Consider the following 16,807-nt stretch of genomic DNA (forward strand, 5'->3'; position numbering starts at 1 on the left):
ACCGCTACAGCGAGTCGAGGTACATGATGACGGCCCGTACGCGGCGGTGATCGTCGGCAGTGTCCGACAGGTTGAGCTTGGTCAAGATGCTGCGCACATGCTTCTCGACCGTGCCCTCGGTGACCCAGAGGCGGCGCCCGATGCCCGCGTTGGACAGGCCCTCGGCCATGAGCGTCAACACCTCGCGTTCGCGCGCGCTGAGAGCATCCAACGGATCGTCGCGGCGCCGCGCGGTCACCAACTCCTGGACCAACGCGGGGTCAATCACCGATGCTCCGTTGGCGATGCGTCCGACGGTGTCGACGAAGTCGGTCACGTCGGTGACCCGGCTCTTGAGCAGGTAACCGATCGAGTGTCCGCCGGCCAGCAGATCCATCGCGTGCTCGACGTCGACGTGAGCGGATAACACCAGGATGGCGGTCGCGGGCGATTCGGCGCGGATGGTTCGGGCCGCGTCCAGCCCCTCTGTGTCGTGCGACGGCGGCATCCGGATGTCGACGATCACGAGATCGGGAGTCAGTCGCCGCACCAACTCGAGGAGTTCGGTGCCGTCACCGGCCTGCCCGACCACGTCGAACCCGTTCCGTTGCAGCAGACTCGACAAGCCCTCGCGGAGCAGGACATCGTCGTCGGCGACTACCACGCGCACGTCGGGCACCAGCCAATCTTGACATCTCGTCAGCGCTGCGGCGCTGCGAACAGCGCCGCGCCCCTGTCTCGCCGGTGGTGAAACGGCTCGCCATGAAGGCGAAGGTACAGTCGGCACATGCAATTCCGGCAGTTTGTAGGTGCTGACAAGCCAGCGATCATCCTGCACCCATCGGGCACGGTAATCACCTTCGACGAACTGGAAGCAAGGGCGAATCGACTGGCGCACCGATTCCGTCAGCACGGTCTGCGCGAGGGCGACGCCGTTGCGATCCTGATGGAAAACAACGAGCACATGCACGTGGTCATGTGGGCGGCCCGCCGCAGCGGCCTGTACTACGTGCCGATCAACACCCATCTCACCGCCGCCGAGGCCGCTTACATCATCGAGAACAGCAACGCCAAAGCGATCATCGGCTCGGCCAAGCTGCGGGATACCTGCGCCGGCCTGGCCGACGAATTGTCGGGCGGCCTCCCGAAGCTACTTCTGATCGCCGATGGCGATTTGCCGGGTTGGGAGCGCTACCCGGAATGCGTTGCGGATCAACCGGATACCCCCATCGACGACGAACTCGAGGGTGACCTGCTGCAGTACTCGTCGGGTACCACCGGCCGGCCCAAGGGGATCAAACGCCAACTGCCGCATGTCCGTCCGGAAGACGCTCCAGGAATGATGTCGGGCCTGGTTGGATTCTGGATGACTCCCGACTCGGTGTATTTGAGCCCGGCGCCGCTGTATCACACCGCACCGTCGGTGTGGTCGATGACCGTGCAGGCCGCGGGCATCACCACGGTGGTGTTGGAGAAGTTCGACCCGGAAGGGACGCTGCAAGCCATTGAGCGCTATCGGGTGACGCACGGCCAATTCGTGCCGGCCATGTTCGTGCGGATGCTCAAACTGCCGGAAGCGGTGCGCAATTCGTACGACATCTCGAGTCTGCAGCGGGTGATACACGCGGCGGCGCCATGCCCGGTGGACATCAAGATGCAGATGATGAATTGGTGGGGCCCGATCATCGACGAGTACTACGCTTCATCGGAAGCAAGCGGGTCCACACTCATCCTCGCCGAGGACTGGCTGGCGCATCCGGGTTCGGTGGGCAAGCCCATGCAGGGCGCCGTACACATCCTCGACGAGGGCGGCAACGAACTTCCCCCGGGGCATGCCGGGGAGATCTATTTCGAGGGCGGCTACCCCTTCGAATACCTCAACGACCCGGCGAAAACCGCTGCGTCGCGGGACCGGCACGGCTGGGTGACCGTCGGTGACGTCGGCTACCTCGACGAGGACGGCTATCTCTACCTCACCGACCGACGCCACCACATGATCATCTCCGGCGGGGTGAACATCTACCCGCAGGAAGCCGAGAACATGCTTGTCACCCACCCGAAAGTGTTGGACGCCGCGGTATTCGGAGTTCCCGACGAAGAGATGGGCCAGCGGGTGGTGGGCGCCGTCCAGACCGTCGACCCGGCCGACGCCACCGACGCTTTTGGCGAAGAGCTGCTGGCGTGGCTGCGAGATCGACTGTCGCACTTCAAATGTCCTCGATCCATTGCGTTCGAGTCGCAGCTTCCGCGCACCGACACCGGCAAGTTGTACAAGAACGAGTTGATCGAGAAGTATTCGGGGTGACCGATGCTGCGGTTGGTGGACCTTTCGCAACCTCAGCACGCGCCGCCGGACTCAAGTCCTGCGGAGCCGCCGGGCGTGCTGGTCGCGTACGGTCCGCGCGTCGATGAATCCTGGCTGGATTGCGCAACTTTCACCCTGACGGAGGAGCCCTGCGCCGACCGCAGGGTGGTCACCGTGGACTCGGTACCGCAGACTTTGGCCGACTTGGAGGAGCGGTGCAGGCGTTGGCCGCAAGCCAGTTCGGTGTGTGACGACGTGTTGCGTACCCTCGACCCGTCCGGTGCGACGCTGGGAGGAGTGGTCACCGAATCATTGGCCTACTCGACCCTGCAGGCCGGTCCGGAGTTCGCGCGCTGGCTCAAAGAGCGTGGCCCGGCTGACATGCCGGACATCGCGGATCCGGTTCTGGCCGAACGCGACGGCGACACCCTGCACGTCACGTTCAACCGTCCGCAGCGACACAATGCGTTTTCCACCGATGCGCGGGCGGCGTTGCTGGAAGCCCTCACCGTCGCCCAATTGGACCCATCGGTCACCGGAATCGTGTTGCGCGGCAACGGGCCGTCGTTCTGCAGCGGGGGTGATCTTGCCGAGTTCGGAACCTTCGCCGATCCAGCGAGCGCTCACCTGGCCCGCACCCGGCACAGCCCCGCCCTGGCGTTGGATGCACTCACCGTCAGGCTCGGCCGGGCGTGTCGCGCCGAGGTCCACGGTCGAGTGATGGGTAGTGGATTGGAAATGGCCGCATTCTGCGGATGGGTTGAAGCCAACGGGAATTCGGTGTTCGGGTTGCCGGAACTGGGCCTAGGCCTCATCCCGGGTGCCGGCGGCACTGTCAGCGTCACCCGTCGAATCGGCCGTTGGCGCACAGCGTATCTCGTGCTTTCCGGCCAGACGATCGACGCCCAAACCGCACTGGCCTGGGGTCTGGTAGACGCCGTCGCGGCGGCCCCGACTCAGTAACCGGAATAAGTCCGGTAAGTGGTGAAGTCGGTGGACGGCGTATTCGAGACTGCCGACTCACTGAAGAGAACGTAGAAGCCGGTGAAGATGAGCCAGGCGGCGACGGACGCGGCCGCGCTGGCGATGGCCCATCTCTTGGCGGCGGCGGAGGCGGCCTGCGCCTCGCCGTATTGTCCCCGAGCCCATAGCGAACCAACCTGGTTGGACTTCATGAGCGACACGATGCCGAACGGGAGGCAGCACAGGACCGTGGCGAGGATGGCCCAGACCAGGTAGTTGTTCGGCTGCGGACCGTAGCCGGGCTGGCCATAGGGCGACGGCTGGCCGTAGGGCGAGGGCTGGCCGTAGGGCGAGGGCTGGCCGTAGGGCGAGGGCTGCCCCTGCCACTCCGGGGAACCGCCATATGGATCCGACGGATAACTCATGGCAATCCTCCCCTTGGCTCGGAGCTGCCGAAGTTCCGCAAAATATACAGCACCGACCTCGTCGGCAGCCGTCGAAAACCGGTCTAATCCCGGCTAAATCCCGCCGCGAGCTACCAATTGGCTAGCGATCACGTTGCGCTGAATCTCGTTGGTGCCTTCGCCGACGATCATCAGCGGCGCGTCGCGGAAGTAGCGTTCGACGTCGTACTCGGTGGAATAGCCGTAACCGCCATGGATCCGCACCGCGTTCAGGGCGATCTCCATCGCCACCTCGGACGCAAACAGCTTGGCCATCCCGGCCTCCATGTCGCAACGCTGTCCGCTGTCGAAGCGTTCGGCGGCATACCGGGTGAGTTGGCGCGCGGCGGTCAGTTTGGTCGCCATGTCGGCCAGATAGTGGCCCACGGCTTGATGTTTCCAGATCGGCTGGCCGAAACTCTCGCGTTGCTGGGCGTAGGCCAGTGCGTCCTCCAGGGCGGCGGTCGCCACCCCGAGGGCGCGCGCCGCCACCTGGATACGGCCAGTCTCAAGGCCTTTCATCATCTGGGCGAAGCCCTGGCCCGGCACCCCGCCAAGGATCGCCGAGGCTGGAGCGCGAAAGCCGTCGAACGACAATTCGCACGCTTCCACGCCCTTGTACCCCAACTTGGGCAGGTCGCGCGAAACCGTCAACCCCGGACCGTGCTCGACCAGCGCGACCGAGATGCCCTTGTGGCGCGGTGTCGCAGCCGGATCGGTCTTGCACAGCAATGCAATCAAGCCGGATCGGCGCGCGTTGCTGATCCACGTCTTGGCGCCGTTGATGAGCAACCCGCCCGAACCGTCCGGCAGCGCCGTGGTGGTCATGTTCTGCAGGTCCGAACCGCCGCCGGGCTCGGTCAGCGCCATGGTGGCCCGCAGCTCGCCGGTAGCCATCGACGGCAGGTACTTCTGCTTCTGCTCGTCGGTGCCGAATGCCGTGAGCAGCTTGGCAACCACGGTGTGTCCGCCCATCGCGCCGGCCAGGCTCATCCACCCCCGGGCCAGCTCCTGGGTGACTTGCACGTAGCACGGCATCGACACCGGCGAGCCCCCGTACTCCTCGGGGATGGCCAGGCCGTAGATCCCGATCCGCTTCATCTGCTCGATCCACGCCTCGGGATAGGTGTTGGCGTGCTCGACGTCGCGCACCGTCGGCTTGACGTCACGGTCGATGAACGCCCGCACCGTCGCGACCAACATGCCTTCGTCTTCACTCAGTTCATGGTTCACTTGCGCTGCCCTCCGGTTTGACCCTCAGTTCCACAGCCTGCCAGCATGTGCCTCTGTGACTAACGGGTATGCGGACTTGCGCGAGGGTGGTCCCTATTTCGACGACCTCTCGGTCGGCCAGGTGTTCGACTGGGCGCCCTCGGTGACGTTGTCGTCCGGTCTGGCGGCCGCCCACCAGGCGATCGTAGGTGACCGGCTGCGGTTGGCCCTGGACGCCGACCTGTGCGGGGCGGTGACGGGTACGCCTGGGGCGCTGGCGCATCCGAGCCTGGTATGCAATGTGGCGATCGGCCAGTCGACGTTGGCAACCCAGCGCGTCAAAGCCAACCTGTTCTACCGGGGCCTCACTTTCCACCGGTTCCCTATGATCGGCGACACCATTTACACCCGGACCGAAGTGGTTGGGCTGCGGGCCAACTCGGTCAAACCTGGCCGTGCGCCGACGGGGTTGGCGGCGCTGCGGATGACCACCATCGATCAGGCCGACCAACTGGTTCTCGACTTCTACCGCTGCGCCATGCTGCCCATGAGCCCGGGCTGGCAGACCGATTCGGCCGCGGCACCGGCCGACGACCTATCCACCGTGGGCGCGGACGCCGTGCCGCCGGCCACCGACCCGACCGAACAGTGGGACGCCGAGGTCTACCGAAATCGGGTACCCGGACCGCATTTCGCGGATCACGCAGTAAGCATCGCCGGCACGGTGCTGCGCAGCACGGCCGACTTGGTCAGCAGCGCAGCGGAATTGGCCAGACTGACCCTGAACATCGCTGCCACGCATCATGATTCGCGGGTCGGTGGGCAGCGGTTGGTCTACGGCGGGCACACCATTTCGTTGGCGTTCGCCCAGGCCACCCGGTTGTTGCCCAACTTGGTGACGGTCCTGGGCTGGGAGTCCTGCGACCACACCGGGCCGGTGCACGAGGGCGACACGCTCTACAGCGAACTGCACGTTGAGTCCGCCGCCGCCACATCGAACGGCGGCGCGCTTGGGCTGCGGTCGCTGGTCTATGCGGTGGGCGACGCGGGCCAACCCGACCGCCAGGTGCTGGACTGGCGGTTCACCGCGCTGGAGTTCTAAGCAGTGGAAGCACCCGGCTGCGGCGGAGGGGTTCGCTGCAGCCGAGTGCTGGTCCACGGCGCCTAGCCGTTCAGGCCGTTGTCGCCCTTGCTACCCGGGTCGCCGGGTGTGCCGTTGCTGCCGGCGCCCACTCCGACACCGCCCACACCGCCTCCGCCGAACCCGCCGCCGGTACCGCCGCTGCCGCCCGTGGCGCCGCCGTTGCCGCCGTCGCCGCCGTTAGCACCATTGCCGCCGTTGCCGCCGTTACCGCTGACCGCGTCGGAGTAGGCGTCCCCGCCCTTGCCGCCGGTCTGGCTGGCGCCGCTGCCGCCGTTGCCGCCGTTGCCCCCGACGCCGCTGGTGCCGTTGCCGTCGATCCCGGTGCCGACTGTGCCGGCGTTGCCGCCGTTGCCGCCCTTGCCCCCGGTGCCGCCGGCCCCGCCGTTGCCGCCGTCCGGCGTCTCCTCGGAGACGCCCGCCGCGCCGTTGCCGCCGCTGCCGGGCGCCCCACCGGTGCCGCCGGCACCGCCGTTGCCACTGTTGCCGCCGGTGCCCTTGCCCAGGGCGTTGCCGCCGTTGCCGCCCGCACCACCGGTGCCGCCGGCTCCACCATCGCCGCCGGTGCCACCGGCGCCCGCGGTGTCGACGTCGCCCGCCGCGCCATTGCCGCCCGCGCCGCCGGTCGCGCCGGTGCCGCCGGTGCCGCCCTGGCCGCCGTTACCGGAGACCGTGCCGCCCAGGCCGCCGTTGCCGCCCGTGCCGCCGGCGCCGCCCGCTTGGCCGTTGCCGCCGTTGTCGCCGGGGTTGACTCCGTTGGTGCCTGCCTTGCCGGAAGCACCGTTACCGCCGTTGCCGCCGGCGCCGCCGTTGCCGTAGTTGCCGCCGTTACCGCCGTTGCCACCGTTGCCGCCATTGGCGCCGGTGCCGTTGGTCGGGCTGTAGCCGTTGCCGCCCGTGCCGCCGTTGCCGACACCGACGGGTGCGACGCTGTCGGCGCCGTTGGTGCCGGGAGTGGCGCCGGTGCCGCCGACCCCGCCGGTGCCCAGCGTCGTGCTGCCGCCGTTACCGCCGTTGCCGCCGTTTCCGCCGTTGACGCCGGTGCCGGTGCTGCTGAAGCCGTTCCCACCGTCGCCCGGAGTTCCGGCCTTGCCGGCGTTGCCGCCGTTGCCGCCGTTGCCGGTGGTGCCCACGACGCCGTTGGTCACCGAGCCACCTGCCCCGCCGTTGCCGCCGTTACCGCCGTTACCAGCTGCGCCGCCGTTGCCGCCGGCCTGGCCGTGGGGGCTACCCGAGGTGCCGTTGGCGCCGGCCACACCGGCTCCGCCGTCCCCGCCGTTGGCGCCGTTGCCGCCCTTACCGCCGTTGCCGCCGTCGCCGGAGATCGAGCCGCCGGCGCCGCCTGCGCCGCCGTGACCGCCGGCCCCGCCGGCCATGCCGTCGGTGCCGCTGGAGCCCTTGGCCACCCCGCCGGTGCCGTTCGTGCCGGCCACGCCGTTGCCGCCGTTGCCTCCGGTGCCGCCGTTGCCGTAGGTCCCGCCGTCGCCGCCGGCCCCGCCGTTGCCGCCGTTGGCGCCCGGGGTGCTCGGGCTGTACCCGTTGCCGCCGTTGCCGCCGTTGCCGACAGCACCTGCGAACGCATTGCCGTCGGTGCCGTTGCTGCCGCCGCCGGTTCCACCGGTGCCGCCCTGGCCGATCGCGGTGGTGCCGCCGTTGCCGCCCTTGCCGCCGTCCGGGTTGGTAGCGGTTCCGGCCGCGCCGTTGCCGCCGTTGCCGGGTGTCCCGGCGTTGCCGCCGTTGCCGCCGTTGCCGCCGGCCCCGTTGGCGCCCGCCACGCCGTTCGTGGCCGAGCCGCCGAGCCCGCCGTTGCCGCCGTTGCCGCCGGCCCCGCCAGCGCCGCCGTTGCCGCCGTTCTGGCCGCCGCCGATGCCGTTGCCGTAGCTGTTGGCGTCGGCGTTGCCGGCGTTGCCGTTCACGCCCTTGCCGCCGTTGGTGCCGTTGCCGCCGCTGCCGCCGGCCCCGCCGTTGCCGCCGTTGCCGCCGTCCACGCCGCCCTTGCCGCCGGCGCCGCCGTGACCGCCGGAGCCGCCGGCGCGGCCAGCCGCGCCGCTGTCGCCGGGGTTCGTCCCGTCGGCGCCCACCACGGTGGCCGACACGCCGTTGCCGCCGGCACCGCCGTTGCCGCCGTTGCCGATGTTGCCGCCGTCGCCGCCGGCCCCGCCGTTGCCGCCGCTCTTGCCCGGGGTGAGCGGGTTGTAACCCGCGCCGCCCTGACCGCCGTTGCCGGCCGGGCCGACCACCGATGCCCCGTTGTTGCCGGCGGTCGGTGTGCCGGAGCCGGTGCCCGCCGCGCCGCCGATGCCGGCCTTTCCGGCGTTGCCGCCGTTGCCGCCCTTGCCGCCGTCGGGGTTGGCAAGGGTGCCGGCCGCACCGGTTCCGCCGTTACCGGGGGTGCCGGCCTTGCCGCCGTCCGCGCCGTTGCCGGCCTTGCCGACGGTGCCGGCGGCGCCGTTGCCGTTGAGCAGTGACCCGGCCGCACCGCCATTACCACCGGCCCCGCCGTTGCCGCCGTCGCCGCCGCTACCGCCGTTCTGGCCGACGCCGCCGTTGACCCCGGGCAAACCTGCCTTGCCCTGGACGCCATTGCCGCCTCGGCCGCCGGCCGCGCCGTTGCCGGCGTCGCCGCCGTTGCCGGCATTGCCGGCGATGGTGCCGCTGTTGCCGCCCTTACCGCCGTTGCCGCCCGAACCGCCGGCCATGCCGTTGGTTCCGGAGTCGCCGGTCTTGGTGCCGTTGACGCCGTGGGTGCCGGCCGTGCCGTTGCCGCCCTTGCCACCGTTGCCGCCGTTGCCGATCTCGCCGGCGTTGCCGCCGTCGCCGCCGTGACCGCCGGACCTGCCCGGGTCGGTGGCGGGGTTGAAGCTGTAGCCGTTGCCGCCGTTGCCGCCGTTGCCGCCGCTCTTGCCGGTTGGTACGCCGCCGTTCTTGCCATCGGCGCCGTTGACGAACCCGGTGCCGCCGGCGCCCTTGCTGCCGCCGCTGCCCAGCAGGCCGCCGTCACCGCCCCGGCCGCCGTCGGGGTTGGCCGCCGTGCCGTGGCCGCCGTTGCCCCCGTTGCCGCCGATGCCGTCGTTGCCGCCGTTGCCGCCGGCGCCGCCGTTGCCGTCGTGGTAGCCCGGCGCGCCCTGCCCGCCGTTGCCGCCGACGCCGCCGTTGGCGCCATTGCCGCCGTTGCCGCCCTTGCCACCGTTGCCGCCAGCGGTGCCGTCGCCGCCGTTGCCGCCGGTTCCGCCGTCGCCGCCGTGGCCAGCCGCGCCACCGTCGCCGCCGTTGCCGGCGATCACGCCGCCCTTGCCGCCGTTGGCGCCGTTGCCTCCGGCGCTGGCGTTGCCGCCGTTGCCGCCGTCCTGGCCGAGGCCGCCGGCACTGCCGGCCACGCCGTTGGCGCCGTTGCCGCCCTTGCCGCCGGTGCCGCCGACGCCGTAGTCACCGGCGTTACCGCCGACGCCGCCATTACCGCCGGGCTTGCTCGGGTCGTTGGAGTTCCAGCCCGCGCCACCGGTGCCGCCGTGGCCGGCGATGGTGGTGGGGGTGGCGCCCTTCGCGCCGTCCGGGCCCGACGTGCCGCCGGTGCCACCGGTGCCGCCTTCGCCGCCGGCGCCCGGGTTGGCGCCGTTGCCGCCGGCACCACCGTTCGGGTGGGCGGCGGTGCCCGCCGCTCCGGTGCCGCCGACGCCGCTGACGCCGCCGTTGCCACCGTTGCCGGCCGCGCCGCCGCTGCCCTGGGTGCCGACACCGAGGACGTTGCCGGCCTTGCCGCCGTCGGCGCCCTTACCGCCGGTGCCGCCGTTGCCCGCATTACCGCCGGCGCCGTCGTTGAAGCCGAAGGTCGGGTCGCCGGTGCCGCCGTTGCCGCCGGTGCCACCGGTGCCACCGGCGCCGCCGGTGCCGCCGTCGCCGCTGTTGCCGGCTATCGTGCCGCCATCACCGCCGGTGCCGGCCGCGCCGCCCTCACCGCCGACGCCGCCGACGCCCCCGTTGGCGCCGGTGCCGTCGCCGCCGGTGGTACCCGTGACGCCAGTGCCGCCGACGCCGCCGTTGCCGCCTTTGCCGCCGTCGCCGTACATCCCGGCGTGACCGCCGTCGCCGCCGGCGTAACCCTTCGCGCCGGCCCCTGGGGTGCCGAAGGCGTCGCCGCCGTCGCCGCCGTCACCGGTCATCGCGGTGGAGTCGGCGCCGCTCGCCCCGTTGCTGCCCGAGCCGTTCTTGCCTGCTGCTCCGGTGCCGCCACTGCCACCGAGCCCCGAGTTGCCGCCGTTGCCGCCGTCGCCGCCGCCGAGGAAGCCGTCGCCGCCGGCGCCGCCCGCTCCGGCGTTGCCGCCGGCGCCGCCGGTCCCGCCGTTACCGCCCTTACCGCCGTTGGGGCCGATCCCGTCCGGGTCCGCAGCTCCATTGCCGCCCGTGCCGCCGTTGGCGCCGCTGCCGCCGTGGCCCCCGTCGCCGCCGTGTCCGTTCAGCGCGCCGCTCTTGCCGCCGGCGCCGCCGTCGCCGCCGTGCCCGCCGCTTTGGCCGGTACCGCCACTCTCGCCGGGCTGCACACCGTTGGTTCCGTTTGAGCCGGCCGCGCCGTTGCCGCCGTTGCCGCCCTTGCCGCCGTCGCCGTACAGGCCGCCGTCGCCGCCGGCGCCGCCCTTGCCGCCGTTTTCGCCGGGCAGCGTCGCGTTGTAGCCGTCGCCGCCCTGGCCACCGTTGCCGCCGACGGCCGTGGGGGTGCTGCCGCCGCTGCCGTTGCTGCCATGGCTGCCGTTGCCGGATCCGTTGCCGTTCGCGCCGCCGGCTCCGCCGGTGCCGCCGCTGGCGCCGGTGCCCGGGTTGCCACCCTTGCCGCCAACCCCGCCGTCGGGGTTGGCCGCCGTGCCGGCCGCGCCGTTGCCGCCGTTGCCCTGGATGCCGCCGTTGCCGCCGTTACCCGCGTTGCCCCCGGCCGCGCCCGCGCCGGCCATGCCGTTGGTGGCGGTGCCGCCCGCGCCGCCGGCGCCGCCGTTGCCGCCGATACCGCCGGACCCGCCGTTGCCGCCGTCCTGACCGCCGCCGATGCCGTTGCCGTACTTGTCGGAGTTGGCGACGCCGTCGTGGCCGTCCACGCCGCTGCCGCCGCTGCCACCGCTGCCGCCGTTGCCGCCCTTGCCGCCGGCGCCACCGTCGCCGATGGTCGTGCCACCGGTGCCGCCGGCACCGCCCGCGCCGCCGGCGCCGCCCTTGCCGCCGTTGGCGCCGGAGTCGCCGGTGTTCACGCCGTTGGCGCCGGTCGCGCCGTTGGAGCCGTTGCCGCCGGCGCCGCCGGCGCCGCCGTTGCCGTTCGTGCCTCCGTTGCCGCCCTTGCCGCCGGCGCCACCGGCCAAGCCGTTGCCGTTGGCGTCGGTGGCGTTGGGTGCCTGGCTGTAGCCGACGCCGCCGGCGCCGCCGTGACCGACGTTGGCGGTGACGCCCGCCCCCGCGCTGCCGTTGGTGCCACTGAGGTCGCCGAATCCGTCGAGGCCGCCGATGCCGCCGGCGCCACCGGTCCCGGCGTTGCCGCCGTTGCCGCCGTTGCCGCCCGCGGTGTGGCTGTAGGTGCCCGCCGCGCCCGCGCCGCCGCTACCGGGGGTGCCTGCCGCGCCGCCGTTGCCGGCATTGCCGCCGTTACCGACGCCACCGGAAATGCCGTACAACCCGGCGGTACCGCCGGCGCCGCCGGCGCCGCCGTTGCCGCCCACTCCGCCGTTGCCGCCGTTGCCGCCGTGCTGGCCGCCACCGACACCGGTGCCGTACAGGTCGAGGTCGGACACGCCGTTGGCGCCATTCACGCCGGCGCCGCCCTTGCCGCCGTCGGCCCCGGCGCCGCCGTTGCCGCCCTTGCCGCCGTCACCGAGCTCCGAACCGGCGTTGCCGCCGACGCCGCCCTTACCGCCGGATCCACCGGCCTGGCCGTTACCGCCGGATTCACCGTTGCTGACGCCGTTGGCGCCCGCCGCACCCGCCGTTCCGTTTCCGCCGTCGCCGCCGTCGCCGCCGTTGCCGTAGTTGCCGCCCTTGCCGCCGGCGCCGCCGTCGCCGCCGTTGGTGCCGGGCGCAGTCGAGGTGAACCCGGCGCCGCCCTTACCGCCGTTGCCGACGGGCGTGGTCGGCCCGGAGCCGTCCTCGCCGTTGGCGCCGATCACCGAGCCGCTGCCGCCGGTGCCGCCTGCGGCCGCCTTGCCGGCGTTGCCGCCGTTGCCGCCGGCGCCGCCGGTCGGGTTGGTCGCGGTGCCGATCGCGCCGGCACCGCCGTCGCCCGGGGTGCCCGCGTCGCCGCCATTGCCGGCCTTGCCGCCGACGCCCGCGGTGCCGCCCTTGCCGGTGCCGGCGGCTCCGCCGTTGCCGCCGTTGCCGCCCTTGCCGCCGTTCCCGCCGCTGCCGCCGTCCTGGCCACCGCCGACGCCGTTGCCGTACGCGTCGACGCCGACCTGGCCGGCGGCGCCGCTCAAGCCCTGGCCGCCGTCGCCGCCGTCGCCACCGGAGCCACCGGCCCCGCCGCTGCCCGCGGTCCCGGCCTTCGCCCCGGCGTTACCACCGCGGCCGCCGTGCCCACCGGCGCCACCGGCCTGGCCGTCGCCGCCGCTGTCACCGGGCTGAATGCCGGCGGTACCCGTCGCGCCCGCGACACCGTTGCCGCCGGCTCCGCCGTTGCCGCCGTTGCCGACCGAGCCGCCGTTGCCGCCGGCACCGCCGTTGCCGCCGTTGGCACCCGGAGTGCTGTAGGTGAAGCCCTTGCCGCCGTTGCCGCCGTTGCCGCCGGAAGTGGGCGTGCTGCCCTTCGAACCGGCGACCGGGCTGCCCGAGCCGGTGCCGACGCTGCCGGCGGCCCCGCCGTCGCCGGGGTTGCCGCCGTTGCCGCCGGCGCCCCCGTTGGGGTTGGCCGCCGTGCCGTCGGCGCCGAGTCCGCCGTTTCCGCCGGCCGCGCCGTTGCCGCCGCTACCGGCATTACCCGCCGTGCCCGTGGTGGCGCCGGTACCGCCGTTGCCGCCGTTGCCGCCGGCGCCGCCAGCCCCGCCGTTGCCCGCGTTGCCGCCCGCACCGTTGTTGGTACCGGCCACGCCTGCCGCGCCGTGCCCGCCGACCGCGCCGTTGCCGCCGTCGCCGGCATTGCCGGCGTTGCCGCCGGCGCCGCTCGCGGCCTGACTGCCACTGCCGCCGTTCGCCTTGCCGCCGGCACCTGCGTTGCCGCCGTTGCCGCCGTTGCCGCCGTTACCGCCGACGCCACCGGCCTGGCCGGCACCGTTGTTGGTGCCGATGATGCCGTCCCTGCCGATCGCGCCGTTGCCGCCATCGCCGCCGTTGGCCCCGGCCCCTCCGGCGCCCCCGACCCCGCCGCTGCCGTAGGAGCCCGCGCTGCCGCCGGTACCGCCGGTGCCGGCCGCGCCGCCCTTGCCGCCGTTGCCGCCGGTGCCGCCGGTGCCGCCCGCCCCGCCGGCGCCGCCGTGCTGGCCGCCGCCGATGCCGGTGCCGTACTTGTTGGAGTCCACGGTCCCGTCGGCCCCGGTGATGCCGAGCCCACCATTGCCGCCGGCCCCGCCGGTGCCGCCGGCGCTGCCCTTGCCGCCGTTCCCGTTAGTGCCCGCGACTCCGCCGGTGCCGGTGCCCGCGGCGCCGCCGCCACCGCCGGACCCGCCGTTGCCGCCCGTCCCGCCGTTGCCGCCGCTGCCGCCGCTGAACCCGGCACCGTCGTTGACACCGGAGATGCCGTTGGCTCCGACGGCGCCCGCGCCGCCGTTGCCCGCGGTGCCGGCCGCGCCGCCCGCGCCGCCGTTGCCGCCGCTGCCCGAGCTGCCCGCGGTGACACCGGCACCCGCGGTACCCGCGTTGCCGCCCTTGCCGCCGGCGCCGCCTGCGCCACCATTGCCGGCGTTGCCGCCGGCTCCGCCCGCATTGCCGGCACCGGCCGTCGTCGTGCCGTTGGCGCCGTTCGCGCCCGAACCACCGGCGCCACCCGCACCGCCGGCGCCGCCCTTGCCGCCGCTGCCGGACGTGGTGCCCGCACCCGTGGCCGCGCCGCCGGCGCCACCTTGGCCGCCCTTGCCGCCGGCCTGGCCGTCGGTGCCGCTGGCACCCGGATTGACGCCATTGGAGCCGGCCTGGCCCGCCGCACCGTTACCGCCCGCGCCGCCGTTGCCGCCGTTGCCGATGTTGCCGCCGGCCCCACCGGCGCCACCGTCACCGCCGCTGGCACCCGGGGTGGTGGCGTTGAAGCCGGCGCCGCCGTTGCCGCCGCTGCCGGCGATGCCCGCGACCGCGTTGCCGCTGGCGCCACTTGCTGCGCTGCCGCCGCCGCCATTGGCGCCGCCGGCGCCGCCGAGGCCCGCCGTGCCCGCGTTGCCGCCCTTGCCGCCGGCACCGCCGGTGGTGTTGCTGACGGTCCCTGCCGCGCCGTCGCCACCGTTGCCCGGTGTGCCGGCGTTGCCGCCCTTGCCGCCTACGCCGCCGGTGCCGTTGCTGCCGTTGCTGGCCCCGGCGCCGCCGGCGAGTCCGCCGGTGCCACCAGCGCCACCGGCGCCGCCCTTGCCGCCGTTGCCGCCGTCGCCGCCGTGCTGGCCGCCGCCGATGCCGGTGCCGTACTTGTTGACGTCGGCCGTGCCGTTGGCGCCGGTGATGCCGGCACCGCCGGCACCGGCCGCGCCGCCCGCGCCACCGTTGCTGGCGTTGCCGCCGTTGCCGTGGGTAGCGGTGCCGACGCCATTGCCGTTGGCACCACCGGTGCCGCCGGCTCCGCCGTTGCCGCCCTTGCCGCCGGCCCCACCGTCACCGCCGGCGAAACCGTTGCCACCGTTGACATTCGCGACGCCGTTCGCACCGGCCGCGCCGATTCCGCCGTTGCCCGCGGTGCCCGCGTCGCCGCCGGCGCCGCCCGCACCGCCGGCGCCCACTGCGCCCGCGGTGCCGCCGTTGGCGGCGCCTGCGGCGCCGCCCTTACCGCCGCCGCCACCGGCGCCACCGTTGCCGGCGTTGCCGCCGGCTTGGCCGTTGCCGCCGATGCCGTTGGTGGCTTGGCCGTTGGTGCCGTCGATGCCGCTGCCATGCCGCCATTGCCGCCGACCACCGACGCCGCCCGGTGCCATCGTGGTGCCCGCGCCGCCGCTGGCGCCGCCGGCACCGCCGTCACCGCCCTTGCCACCGGCTTGGCCGTCGCTGCCGTGCGGGTTGTTGGCGTTGACGCCGTTGGTGCCGTTCGCCCCATTCGCGCCGTTGCCGCCGGCGCCGCCGTTGGCGCCGTTGCTGCCGGTTCCGGTCGCGCCGTCGACGCCGGTGCCCACACCGTTGCCGTTGGCGCCACCGGCGCCGCCGCCAGCCCCGCCGTTACCACCGGCGCCGCCGGCGCCGCCGTCGAGGTAGACCGAGGTGCCGTCGGCGCCGCGGCCACCCGCGCCTGCCGTACCGGCGTTGCCGCCCTTGCCGCCGGCGCCGCCGAGGCCGTTGGTGCCGTCGCTGGCGCCGGCCCCGCCGGCCAGTCCGGCCTTACCGCCGTCGCCCCCCGCGCCGCCGGCGCCACCGGCGCCGGCGTTACCGCCGGCCTGGCCCGCACCCGCGTTCTGTCCGGCTATGCCGCTGGCGCCGGCCACACCGTGCCCGCCGGCACCGCCCGCACCACCGGTCCCGCCGCTGCTGGCGTTGCCGCCGTTGCCGTTGGCGCCGGTGCCGACACCGTTTCCGTTGGCGCCGCCCTTACCACCGGCGCCGCCGTCGCCGCCCTTGCCGCCGGCGCCGCCGGTCCCGCCGTCGTAACCGGCGCTGTTGTTGATTTCGGCCGCGCCGTTGGCGCCAGCCGCACCGATGCCGCCGTTGCCCGCGGTGCCCGCGTCGCCGCCGTTGCCCGCCGCGCCGCCAAGACCGGCCGTGCCCTGGGTGCCGCCGTTCGCGGCGCCGCCGGCGCCGCCCTTGCCGCCGTCGCCGCCTGCGCCACCGCTGCCGGCGTTGCCGCCGGCCTGGCCGTTGCCGCCGATGCCGTTGGTGGCCTGGCCGTTGGTGCCGTCGATACCGCTGCCGCCCTTGCCACCGGCGCCGCCCGTACCGCCGGCACCGCCGGTGCCGCCCGTGGTGCCCGCACCGCCGCTGGCGCCACCGGCGCCGCCGTCACCGCCCTTGCCGCCGGCCTGGCCGACCGCGCCGTGCGGGTTGTTGGCGTTGACGCCGTTGGCGCCGGCCGCGCCCGCGGCGCCGTTACCGCCCCGGCCGCCGTCGGCGCCGTTGCTGCCAATGCCGGCCTGGCCATCGGTGCCGGTGCCGACACCGTTGCCGTTGGCGCCGCCGGCGCCGCCCTTACCGCCGGTCGCGCCCGCGCCACCAGCGCCACCGGCGCCGCCGTCGAGGTAGACCGAGGTGCCGTCGGCGCCGTGGCCGCCCGCACCGGCGGTGCCGGCGTTGCCACCCTTGCCGCCGGTGCCGCCGAAGCCGTTGGTGCCGTCGCTGGCGCCGGCCCCACCGGCCAGCCCGGCCTTACCGCCGTCGCCGCCGGCGCCACCCGCGCCACCGGTACCGGCGTTACCGCCGGCCTGGCCCGCACCGGCGTTGACCCCGCTGGTGCCGTTGACGCCGGCCAGACCGTGACCACCGGCACCACCCACACCACCGGTGCCGCCGCTGCTGGCGTTACCGCCGTTGCCGTGAGCGCCGGTGCCGACACCGTCACCGTTGGCGCCGCCCTTACCGCCGGCACCGCCGTCGCCGCCCTTACCGCCGGCACCGCCGTCACCGCCGGCGAATCCGGCGCCGTTGTTGGCGTTGGCGACACCGTCGTGCCCGGCGGCGCCC

At 74.2% G+C, this 16,807-nt stretch carries 7 protein-coding genes; 3 read left to right on the plus strand and 4 right to left on the minus strand.

All coding sequences use genetic code 11. From position 1 onward, the window contains the following. Window positions 1–4: 4 nt before the first annotated feature. Window positions 5–658: a response regulator gene (locus G6N68_RS29985; protein ID WP_163719866.1), complete on the minus strand. Its 654-nt coding sequence runs from the start codon at window positions 656–658 to the stop codon at window positions 5–7. Window positions 659–766: 108 nt separating this feature from the next. Between G6N68_RS29985 and fadD4 the strand changes: the two genes are divergently transcribed. Together fadD4 and G6N68_RS29995 are read left to right on the plus strand one after the other, a co-directional pair. After that, a complete protein-coding gene (gene fadD4 / locus G6N68_RS29990; protein WP_163719868.1) occupies window positions 767–2,284 on the plus strand; it encodes a fatty-acid--CoA ligase FadD4 in 1,518 nt (505 codons plus the stop codon). A gap of 3 nt (window positions 2,285–2,287) precedes the next feature. Further along, the gene (locus G6N68_RS29995) at window positions 2,288–3,247 is read left to right on the plus strand and encodes an enoyl-CoA hydratase/isomerase family protein (RefSeq protein ID WP_163719870.1); all 960 of its coding nucleotides are present in this window, start codon (window positions 2,288–2,290) and stop codon (window positions 3,245–3,247) included. Here G6N68_RS29995 and G6N68_RS30000 read toward each other — a convergent pair. Together G6N68_RS30000 and G6N68_RS30005 are read right to left on the minus strand one after the other, a co-directional pair. Beyond that, entirely contained in the window at window positions 3,241–3,672 is a 432-nt protein-coding gene (locus G6N68_RS30000) for a CD225/dispanin family protein (protein ID WP_163719872.1), read from the minus strand. The two genes, G6N68_RS29995 and G6N68_RS30000, sit on opposite strands and share 7 nt — an antisense overlap. Before the next feature lie 93 nt (window positions 3,673–3,765). Further along, window positions 3,766–4,923 carry an acyl-CoA dehydrogenase family protein gene (locus G6N68_RS30005; protein WP_263992031.1) on the minus strand — a complete coding sequence of 386 codons (1,158 nt, stop codon included), beginning with the start codon at window positions 4,921–4,923 and terminating at the stop codon, window positions 3,766–3,768. Between the two features lie 55 nt (window positions 4,924–4,978). Here G6N68_RS30005 and G6N68_RS30010 point away from each other — a divergent pair, with 55 nt between their 5' ends. After that, the gene (locus G6N68_RS30010) at window positions 4,979–6,004 is read left to right on the plus strand and encodes a MaoC family dehydratase (protein WP_163719873.1); all 1,026 of its coding nucleotides are present in this window, start codon (window positions 4,979–4,981) and stop codon (window positions 6,002–6,004) included. A 62-nt stretch (window positions 6,005–6,066) separates the two neighbouring features. Here the strand turns inward: G6N68_RS30010 and G6N68_RS30015 are convergent. Further along, window positions 6,067–16,807, minus strand: a 10,741-nt coding sequence (locus G6N68_RS30015; protein ID WP_163719875.1) for a hypothetical protein, incomplete at its 5' end; no start/stop codon positions are given.

The organism is Mycobacterium bourgelatii (assembly GCF_010723575.1).
GTDB lineage: Bacteria > Actinomycetota > Actinomycetes > Mycobacteriales > Mycobacteriaceae > Mycobacterium > Mycobacterium bourgelatii.